General features: G+C 73.3%; 8 protein-coding genes and 1 pseudogene. 4 read left to right on the top strand and 5 right to left on the bottom strand.

What is annotated here, in order from left to right; genetic code table 11:
- Positions 1-105: 105 nt before the first annotated feature.
- Together C1I99_RS24550 and C1I99_RS24555 are read right to left on the bottom strand one after the other, a co-directional pair.
- Positions 106-777 (bottom strand): class F sortase, encoded by a 672-nt coding sequence (locus tag C1I99_RS24550; RefSeq protein ID WP_111136562.1) that lies wholly within the window; start codon positions 775-777, stop codon positions 106-108.
- A gap of 8 nt (positions 778-785) precedes the next feature.
- Entirely contained in the window at positions 786-1,376 is a 591-nt protein-coding gene (locus tag C1I99_RS24555) for a hypothetical protein (protein WP_438941442.1), read from the bottom strand.
- Positions 1,377-1,507: 131 nt separating this feature from the next.
- Here C1I99_RS24555 and trmB point away from each other — a divergent pair, with 131 nt between their 5' ends.
- From trmB to C1I99_RS24575, 4 genes are all read left to right on the top strand, one after another.
- Complete coding sequence (gene trmB, locus C1I99_RS24560; protein WP_111136563.1) at positions 1,508-2,218, top strand: tRNA (guanosine(46)-N7)-methyltransferase TrmB; 711 nt, start codon at positions 1,508-1,510, stop codon at positions 2,216-2,218.
- A gap of 156 nt (positions 2,219-2,374) precedes the next feature.
- Positions 2,375-4,879 (top strand): DEAD/DEAH box helicase, encoded by a 2,505-nt coding sequence (locus tag C1I99_RS24565; protein ID WP_111136564.1) that lies wholly within the window; start codon positions 2,375-2,377, stop codon positions 4,877-4,879.
- Between the two features lie 119 nt (positions 4,880-4,998).
- Complete coding sequence (locus C1I99_RS24570) at positions 4,999-5,643, top strand: hypothetical protein (RefSeq protein WP_111136565.1); 645 nt, start codon at positions 4,999-5,001, stop codon at positions 5,641-5,643.
- Positions 5,644-5,971: 328 nt separating this feature from the next.
- A complete protein-coding gene (locus C1I99_RS24575) occupies positions 5,972-6,418 on the top strand; it encodes a DoxX family protein (protein ID WP_233512690.1) in 447 nt (148 codons plus the stop codon).
- An 82-nt stretch (positions 6,419-6,500) separates the two neighbouring features.
- Here C1I99_RS24575 and C1I99_RS24580 read toward each other — a convergent pair whose 3' ends face one another.
- From C1I99_RS24580 to C1I99_RS24590, 3 genes and pseudogenes are all read right to left on the bottom strand, one after another.
- On the bottom strand, positions 6,501-7,445 hold the full coding sequence (locus C1I99_RS24580) for an ABC transporter substrate-binding protein (RefSeq protein ID WP_111136566.1): 945 nt from the start codon (positions 7,443-7,445) through the stop codon (positions 6,501-6,503).
- A gap of 212 nt (positions 7,446-7,657) precedes the next feature.
- Positions 7,658-8,422, bottom strand: a pseudogene (locus tag C1I99_RS24585) (ABC transporter ATP-binding protein); the annotation flags it as partial.
- Positions 8,423-8,516: 94 nt separating this feature from the next.
- A complete protein-coding gene (locus C1I99_RS24590; RefSeq protein ID WP_233512691.1) occupies positions 8,517-9,551 on the bottom strand; it encodes a FecCD family ABC transporter permease in 1,035 nt (344 codons plus the stop codon).
- Positions 9,552-9,612: the final 61 nt, after the last annotated feature.

Genomic DNA, 9,612 nt, shown 5'->3' on the forward strand with positions numbered 1-9,612 from the left:
CCCCTGACCCGCCCCTCCGGTTGATCATGAAGATGCTGCTGCCGGCATCGACTTCCGAGGGCAACAGCTTCATGATCAACGCCGGGGGAGACGGGCGTGGTCGGGTCAGGAGGTACGCGAGGATTGGAGGGTGGCGAAGGCGATGACGTTGTCGGCGTAGCCGGCGCGGCCGCCGATCCAGTCGCCACCGCAGGTGATCAGGCGCAGGCCGGCGGGCCCTTCGTCGCCGTAGATCCGCTCCGCGGGCAACCGGTCCTTGGGGAAACGCTCCACCGTGTCGACCTTGAACACCACCACCGAGCGGTCGGCCCGGGTCACCTCGATGGTGTCGCCGGGCCGCAGCCGGTGCAGGTCGTAGAAGACCGACGGGCCGTCCTTGGTGTCGACGTGCCCGACGATGACGGCGGGACCCGGCTCACCCGGGGTCGGCCCGCGGTCGTACCAGCCGGTCTCGTGGTGCCGGTCCAGCGGCGGGACGTCGATCGACCCGTCCCGGGCCTGGCCGACCGGTTCCACCGGAGCGGACACCTCGATCGCGGGCACGCTGAGGCGCACCGGCCGGCTGGCCTTCAGCGCTCCGTCGCCGCGGGCCGCCCGGTCGCCGGCGGTCACGGCCCAGTCGAACGGGCCGACCGTGCGGCCCAGCCCCGCGCCGGTGGCGAAGACCCCGACCAGCACCAGCACCACGGCCAGCGGCACCGTCCAGGGCCCGCGCCCGGACGCCCCCGGCCGGCGGGCCGCTGCGGGGGCCGGCTTCGAGGCGGGCGGGGCGACCATGCTCGGGCTCAGCGTCGGGCGGCGCCGCGGACGGTGCGGGGCCGGCGCGACGCGACCACGGCGAGGACCAGGCCGGTGAGGGTCAACGCGAGCCCGCCGGGGAGCAGCAGCCCGCCGGTGGCACCGCCGGCACCCCCGCCGAACCCGGTGGCCGGGCCGCGGCTGGGTTTCACCGCCTTCACCACCTGGAGCATGGTCGAGGCGGTCTCGCCGTCCCGGCACTCCAGCTTGACCCGGTAGTTGCCGGGCCGGGTGCGCTCCCGCACCATCGGCTTGGCAGTGAGCACCCCGCGGTGCGGCTGCGCCTGCACCCGCCCGAAGGCGTCCGAGACCACGATCGCCGGGACGGAGTTGTCCCGGCAGCTGGCTTTGATGCCAACCAGGAAGCCCGGCTCCACGGTGCTCGGGCTCACCTCGACGAACACGTTCGGGCCCGGCACCCCGGGCTGCGGCGCCGCAGCCGCCCGCCACCCGGCCACCGTCGACCCGGTGGCCGCGGCCGGCACGGGTGCGGCGCCGGCCGGGCCCGCCACGAGCGGCGGGCCGGCGATCACGGCCGTGATCGCCAGCGCCAGACCACCGCGGGTCACCGACACCACGCCCCCTCCCGGCGCACAGGGCAGCGCCGGGCAACACCAGACACCCGGTCTGCCGTACGGGATGGATCCTCTCATCCCCGGTCGTACATCACATCCGATGCGGCGCGGTCGTCGCGTACGCTCGGATCGCTGTGACCTTCACCGACTTCCCCGCCGCCGCCCCTACGCCCGCTGCCCGGGCGATCCGTACCTTCCACCCGCGCCGTGGCCGGATGAGCGGCCGCCAGGCGGAGGCGCTGGAGAAGCTCTGGCCGGTCCACGGCCTGCGCGTCCCGGACGATCTCACCGTGCCCGTCGACCCGGCCAGCCTGTTCGGCCGCCAGGCCCCACTGGTCCTTGAGATCGGCTCCGGCATGGGTGAGACCACCGCCGCGATGGCCGCCGCCGACCCGGATCGAGACTATCTGGCGGTCGAGGTGCACACGCCCGGAATCGGTAACCTGCTGGACCTGGTGGACCGGCAGGGGCTGCGCAACGTGCGGGTGGCCCGGGGCGACGCGCTGGAGCTGGTCGACCTGCTGCCGGCCGGCTCGCTGGCCGCGGTGCACGTATTCTTCCCGGACCCTTGGCCCAAGGCCCGGCACCACAAGCGGCGGTTGATCCAGCCGGCACACGTGGCGCTGCTGCGCTCCCGGCTCGCCCCCGGCGGCACCCTGCACTGCGCCACCGACTGGGCCGAGTACGCGGAGTCGATGCGGCAGACCCTGGACGCCGACCCGGGGCTGGTCAACGCCCACGACGGCTTCGCACCCCGCCCCGCGCACCGTCCGGTCACCCGGTTCGAGCGCCGTGCCCTCGCCGCCGGGCGCCCGATCTTCGACCTGACACACCACCGGCGCTGACCCGGCGGGGCGTACCCCTGGGAGGGGCCGCGGGGCGCGCCACCGGGCGGGCCGTCGCGGGGATGGCCGACCGGCGCCGCGCGCCGCCCGGACCCGGGCGGCGGCCGTGGGCCCGGTTGGCGCGCAGGGCCATGATCCAGGCACCATGGACACGCTATGACGCTCACCGCCGCGCTGCCGACCAGCGCCGACCCCGACACCCTCTACGACGCGTTCGCCGGCTGGGCGAAGGAGCGCGGCCTCGACCTCTACCCCCACCAGGAGGAGGCGGTCATCGAGATCGTCTCCGGCGCCAACGTGATCATGAACACGCCGACCGGCTCCGGCAAGAGCCTGGTGGCGGTCGCGGCGCACTTCACGGCCCTGGCCGACGACCGGACCACCTTTTACACCGCGCCGATCAAGGCCCTGGTGTCGGAGAAGTTCTTCGCGCTCTGCGAGGTCTTCGGCGCCGACAACGTCGGCATGCTGACCGGCGACGCGAGCGTCAACGCCGACGCCCCGATCATCTGCTGCACCGCCGAGATCCTGGCCAACCTCGCGCTGCGGGAGGGCGACCGGGCCGACGTCGGCCAGGTGATCATGGATGAGTTCCACTTCTACGCCGAGCCGGACCGTGGCTGGGCGTGGCAGGTCCCGCTGATCGAGCTGCCGCAGGCCCAGTTCGTCCTGATGTCCGCCACGCTCGGCGACACCACCCGCTTCGTCGACGACCTGACCCGGCGCACCGGTCGGCCGACCGCCGTCGTCCGCTCGGCCGAGCGGCCGGTCCCGCTGCTCTTCTCGTACGCGATGACGCCGCTGCACGAGACCCTCGAGGAACTGCTGGAGACGAAGCAGGCCCCGGTCTACGTCGTGCACTTCACCCAGGCCGCCGCACTGGAACGCGCCCAGGCGCTGATGAGCGTCAACGTCTGCACCCGGGCCGAGAAGGACATGATCGCCACGGCGATCGGGAACTTCCGGTTCACCTCCGGCTTCGGCAAGACCCTGTCGCGGCTGGTCCGGCACGGCATCGGCGTGCACCACGCCGGCATGCTGCCCAAGTACCGGCGGCTGGTGGAGACCCTCGCCCAGGCCGGCCTGCTCAAGGTCATCTGCGGCACCGACACCCTCGGCGTCGGCATCAACGTGCCGATCCGCACCGTGCTCTTCACCGGCCTGTCCAAGTACGACGGCACCCGCACCCGCCTGCTCAAGGCCCGCGAGTTCCACCAGATCGCCGGGCGGGCCGGCCGGGCCGGGTTCGACACCGTCGGACGGGTGGTGGTACAGGCCCCCGAGCACGTGATCGACAACGAGAAGGCGCTCGCCAAAGCCGGTGACGATCCGAAGAAGCGGCGCAAGGTGGTCAAGAAGAAGCCGCCGGAGGGCTCGATCGGCTGGGGTCAGCCCACCTTCGAGCGCCTGGTGGCGGCCGAACCGGAGCCGCTCACCTCCAGCTTCCAGGTCAGCCACTCGATGCTGCTCAACGTGATCGGCCGCCCCGGCGACGCGTTCACCGCGATGCGACACCTGCTCACCGACAACCACGAGGACCGCGCCGCCCAGCGGCGGCACATCCGCCGGGCCATCGCGATCTACCGGGCGTTGCGGGCCGGCGGGGTGGTCGAGGAGCTGCCCGAGCCGGACGAGACCGGCCGGCGGGTGCGCCTCACCGTCGACCTCCAGCTCGACTTCGCGCTGAACCAGCCGCTGTCGCCGCTCGCCCTCGCGACGATCGAGCTGCTCGACGTCGAGTCCCCCTCGTACGCCCTCGACGTGCTCTCGGTGGTCGAGTCGATCCTCGACGACCCGCGCCAGGTGCTCTCCGCGCAGCAGTTCAAGGCCCGCGGTGAGGCGGTCGCCGTGATGAAGGCCGAGGGCGTCGAGTACGAGGCACGGCTCGAACTGCTCGACGAGGTGACCTGGCCCAAGCCCCTCGCCGAGCTGCTGGAGTCGGCGTACGAGATGTACCGGCAGGGGCACCCCTGGGTCGCCGACCACCAGCTCTCCCCCAAGTCGGTGGTCCGGGACATGTACGAGCGGGCGATGACCTTCACCGAGTACGTGCAGTTCTACGGGCTGTCTCGCTCGGAGGGCCTGGTGCTGCGGTACCTCGCCGACGCGTTCAAGACGTTGCGGCAGACCGTGCCCGAGGACGCCAAGACCGAGGAGTTGGTCGACCTGATCGAGTGGCTGGGCGAACTGGTCCGCCAGGTCGACTCCAGCCTGATCGACGAGTGGGAGCGGCTGCGCAACCCGTCCGACGTGGCCGAGGTGGCCTCCTCGCTGGACGAGCGGCCGCCGGCGGTGACCCGCAACGCCCGGGCGTTCCGGGTGCTGGTGCGCAACGCGCTGTTCCGCCGCGTCGAACTGGCCGCCCTGCGCCGCTGGGATCTGCTCGGCGAACTCGACGCCCGCGACGGTTGGGACGCCGACGCCTGGGCCGACGCGCTGGACCCGTACTTCGACTCCCACGACTCGATCGGAACCGGGCCGGACGCGCGCGGGCCGGCGCTGCTCATGATCGAGCAGGGCCGGGAGCGCTGGACCGTGCGGCAGATCCTGGACGACCCCGAGGGCGACCATGACTGGGGCATCAGCGCCGAGGTCGACCTCGCCGCCTCTGACGAGGTGGGCGCCGCGGTGGTCCGGATCACCTCGGTCGGGCAGCTGTAGGTCTTTCTTTCCAAGGGCCGCCCGGGATGCCCGGGCGGCCCTTTTTCTTCCCTGGGCGATGTCAGGACCGTCGATTAGAATGTATGTACTAATCGAGCCTCTGACCTGGGAGGACGCCCGTGACCGCGCCCGCCTCCACCCCCCTCACGCCGTACGCGACGCTGCTCGGCTTCACTCGCTACGTCGACCGCACCGGCCCCACCAAGGCCACCTTCGTCGGCGGGCTGCGCAAGCAGCGGGCCAGCCGCTCCGGGTTCAACCCGCACGGCCAGTTCGTCAAGGCGCTCAAGGCCGACATCGCCTTTCACACCGGCGGCACGCACCTCGACCAGGTGGTCGACGTGGTCAAGCCCCGCTGGCGTCCGCTCTACCAGGCGCTGGTGCCGGGCGCGACCGCCTGGCTGCGCTCCCTCGGCGAGCCGAAGGCCGTCGACCTGGCCCAGACCCGCGACGCGCTCGCCATGCTCGGCGACCTGCCCGTCAAGATCAACCCACACTTCGGCGTACGGTACGCCGATGGCCGCGCCGAAGCCGTCCGGCTGCACTTCGACGACACCCCGCCCAGCGAGGAGGCGGTGCTCGCCACCCTGCACCTGATGGCCCGGCACATGGACGCGATCCTCCCGCACGCCGATCCGGTTCTGGTCGACGTGCGCCGGGGCGAGACCCACCGGATGCCCGCCGACGCCCGGCCCGAACAGATCGAGCGTTGGCTGGCCGGCGAGGCGGCCGCCTTCCAGGCGATCTGGGCCACCGCCGCCTGACAACCCCACCCGTCGCACCGACAGTTCGCCGCCACAGCCAGACGCGCCGCCTCCGGCATCACCCAGGGGGCGGCGCGTCGCCGTACGGGAGCCCGTCCGGTCAACAAGTCGACAAAATCTCTCCCGTCAAAAGTTGAGCATTCAACCATCTGTCGGTACCGTGGTCGCCGACGGCACGGATCGGGAGCCCGGCGGACGGAGACCGGGCATCCTGTGCGGCGCTCCGTCGGCTGGTCGCGTCGCGTCCGGCCCATCCGTGACACGGCGCGTCGCCCGACCGCTGGTCGACCGGCCGTTCGGCAACCCAACCAGCATGAGGAGCAGAACCATGACCCTGCCCGCTACCGTCCGTGATGTCGCGATGCTGCTCGCCCGGATCGGCGTCGGCATCGTCTTCTTCGCCCACGGCTGGCAGAAGCTGGTCACCAACGGCGTCGACGGGACCGCCGCCTTCTTCGACCAGGTCGGCGTGCCGCTGCCGACCGTGGCCGCGTGGTTCGCCACGGGGGTCGAGCTGCTCGGCGGCGCGGCGCTGATCCTCGGTGCGGCCGTCCCGATCGCCGGCGTCCTGCTCGCGCTGCACATGCTCGGCGCGTTCATCTTCGTGCACGCCGGCAACGGCCTGTTCGTCGACAAGGGCGGCTACGAGCTGGTCCTCACCCTCGGCGCGGCCAGCCTGCTGCTGGCGGCCGTCGGGGCCGGCCGGTTCAGCGTCGACCACCTGCTGGCCGGCCGCCGCCGAGCCGCCGAGCCGGTCCCCGCCGGCCGGGCCTGACCCGGCAGCAAGTGAGGCCGCACCCGGGAGGGTGCGGCCCCACTGCGGTTCACCCGGTCCCCCGGACCAGGCGGAGGACTTCTCAGGCGGAGAGGTACTTCTCCAGGTCGTCGAGGATCTTGTTGGCGGCGCCGACGCCGATGCCGGTCATCCAGATCTCATCCGAGACGACGTGCGCCTTGCCGGCCTTGACCGCCGACAGGCCCTTCCAGAGCGTTCCCCCGGTGACCTTGGCCTGCTCGGCGGCGGCCTTCTCGCCGTAGGCGGTCACGAAGATGACGTCACCGTCGACCTCGCCGATCCGCTCCGGACTCACCCGGTCCATCCGCCGGTCCTCCTTGCCGGTGAGCAGCTGCCGCTCCGGGCGGCCCAGGCCGGTGTCGCCGATCACGATGCCGGAGAACGAGTCCGGCCCGTACACCCGGATCTCGGTCGGCATGAAGCGGACGATGGAGACCTTGCGGCTGGCGGCGTCGCCGAGCTTGGCGCCGAACTCCCTGGCCCGGGTCTCGTACGCGGCCAGCAGGTCCTTGGCCTGCTGCTCCTTACCGAGCGCATTACCGTCGAGGAGGAAGTTCTCCTTCCAGGTGATGCCCACCTTCTCGGTGAAGACGGTCGGCGCGATGGCCGCCAGCTCGTCGTAGAACTTCTCCTGCCGGAACTTGCTGCCCAGGATGAGGTCCGGCTTCAGGGCGTTGATCGCCTCCAGGTCGGGCTCGGTGAGCACCCCGACCTCCTTGATGCCGGCCAGCTTGTCCTCGCCGAAGTAGGTCGGCCAGCTCCTGGCCGCCGAGGCGGTGGCGGCACCGACCGGCGTGACACCGAGCGAGAGCGCGGTGTCGATCTTGTCGGTGTCGAGCACGACGACCCGCTTCGGCTCGGCTGGCACCTTGGTGGTGCCCATGGCGTGGGTGATCTCCCGGGTCTCCCCGGTGGTGGTGCCGGCGACCGGGTCGCTCTCACCGCAGGCGGTGAGGCCGACGCCGAGGGCGACGGCCGCGGCGAGGGCGGCGACGAGACGACGCATCAGATTCCTTTCGAGGGGTACGAGCCGGCGAGCGGGCTGGTCCCGTCGCCGGCGGAGGGGCGGGCGACCGGAGCGGTCGGACTCGCCGGGGTGGAGCCAGCCGGTTCGGCGGACGCCGCCGGCCCGGCCGGGACGCCGTCGGACGCGCCGGCATCCGCCGGGACGCCGTCGGACGCGCCGGGGGTGGCCGTGACGAGCGACGGCACGGTGAGCGCGGGCACCACCAGCGGCGCCCCGCTCACCGGGCAGGGCACGACGACGCAGTCGAGCCCGAAGACGTCGCGGACCAGGTCCGCGGTGAGGATCTCGCGCGGCGGGCCGGCGGCCACGACCGCGCCGGCCCGCATGGCGATCAGGTGGTCGGCGTAGCGGGCGGCCTGGTTGAGATCGTGCAGCACGGCGACGACGGTGCGGCCCCGCTCGGCGCGCAGCCGGTGCAGCAGGTCGAGCACCTCCACCTGGTGGGCCAGGTCGAGGAAGGTGGTCGGCTCGTCGAGCAGCAGTGCCTCGGTGTCCTGGGCCAGGGTCATGGCGATCCAGACCCGCTGCCGCTGCCCACCCGAGAGGGTGTCCACCGGCCGGTCCGCCAACTCGGCGACGTCGGCCAGGACCATCGCCCGGTCGACCGCGGCGCTGTCCTGCTCCGACCACTGCCGCCACCAGCGCTGGTACGGCTGCCGGCCCCGGCCGACCAGGTCGGCGACGGTGACCCCCTCGGGCACCAGCGGGCTCTGCGGCAGCACGCCGAGCCGCCGGGCGACCTCGCGGGTGGGCAGCTCCCGGATGGCGCTGCCGTCGAGCAGCACCGCGCCCCGGCGCGGAGTGAGCAGGCGGGCCAGGGTGCGCAGCAGGGTCGACTTGCCGCAGGCGTTCGGACCGACGATCACCGTGAAGGCGTCGGCGGGCAGCTCGAGGTCGAGCCCGTCGAGCACTGTCCGCTCGTCGTAACCGGCGACCAGGTCGCGGGTGGAGAGCATCACGCCTCCTTGGCGGGGTCGGCGAACGAGGAACCGACGCCACCCGCGCCCACCAGCTCGGCGGGGAGGCAGCGGCCGGGAAGCGCGGCCGGCGTCACGAGGACCTCCGGCGGCCGCGCAGCAACAGGAACATCAGGTAGGGGCCGCCGATCGCCGCGGTCAGCACGCCGGCGGGCAGCTGGGTGGGGGCGAAGAGCCGCCGGCCGGCCAGGTCGGCCAGCACCAGCAGCACCGCCCCGAGCAGTGCGGCGCAGACCAGCGGCGGGCGTTCGGCCCGGACCAGCCGCCGGGCCAGCTGCGGCGCGACGAGGGCGACGAAGTCGACCGCGCCGACCTGGGCGGTGACCATCGCGGCGACGAGCACGCCGGTGCCGGCGAGCCCGATCCGGCGGGCCACCGGGCGCAGCCCGATGCCGCGGGCGGTGTCGTCGTCCAGCGCCGAGCTGTTCAGCGCCCAGCCGGCCCAGGCCAGCACCGGCAGGAGCGCGAGCAGGGTGATGGCGATCCAGAGAGTCTCGGTCCAGCCCTTGCCGGCGAGGGTGCCGATCAGCCAGATCTGCGCCCGCAGCCCGTCGATCGGGTCGGCGGTGAGCATGACCACCTCGGTGAGCGCCCGCAACGCGAAGGCGACCGCCACGCCGGCGAGCACGAACCGCTGCGCGGCCAGCCCGTGCCGGGCGCCGAGGGCGAACAGCAGCGCCGCGGCCACCAGCGCGCCGACCAGCGCCGCGGGGGCCACCAGCACCGCGGCCACCCCACTGGTCAGCCCCACCGTCGCGGCGAGGCCCGCGCCCTGCGTGACGCCGATGACGTCGGGACTGGCCAGCGGGTTGCGGGCCACGCTCTGGATCAGCGTGCCGGCGACCCCGAACGCCGCGCCCGCCGCGGCGGCCAGCACCAGCCGGGGCAGCCGCAGGTCGAGCACCACCCGGTCGTACGGGGTGCCGGCGCCGGAGAGCGCGTTGAGCACGTCGGCCGGGGCGACGTAGGGGGTGCCGAGGGAGAGGCTGAGCACCCCGGCGACCAGCAGCAGCGTGACCAGGACGGCGGCGACCAGCACCGAGCGGCGGCGGATCTGCACGCTGGCCGGACCGAGCCGCAGCAGCGACCGTCCGGGCAGGGCGGCCACCCCGCTCCCGCCGATCGGACCGGACGCGACCGGCGTGGCGGTGGCCGGGACGGTGGTGCCC

This window comes from Micromonospora deserti (genome assembly GCF_003236335.1).
Lineage (GTDB): Bacteria > Actinomycetota > Actinomycetes > Mycobacteriales > Micromonosporaceae > Micromonospora > Micromonospora deserti.

Excerpts from the sequence above, each read along its gene's own strand:
- C1I99_RS24550 (WP_111136562.1), bottom strand. The coding sequence starts at position 777 with ATGGTCGCCCCGCCCGCCTCGAAGCCGGCCCCCGCAGCGGCCCGCCGG.
- C1I99_RS24565 (WP_111136564.1), top strand. The coding sequence starts at position 2,375 with ATGACGCTCACCGCCGCGCTGCCGACCAGCGCCGACCCCGACACCCTC.
- C1I99_RS24575 (WP_233512690.1), top strand. The coding sequence starts at position 5,972 with ATGACCCTGCCCGCTACCGTCCGTGATGTCGCGATGCTGCTCGCCCGG.
- C1I99_RS24580 (WP_111136566.1), bottom strand. The coding sequence starts at position 7,445 with ATGCGTCGTCTCGTCGCCGCCCTCGCCGCGGCCGTCGCCCTCGGCGTC.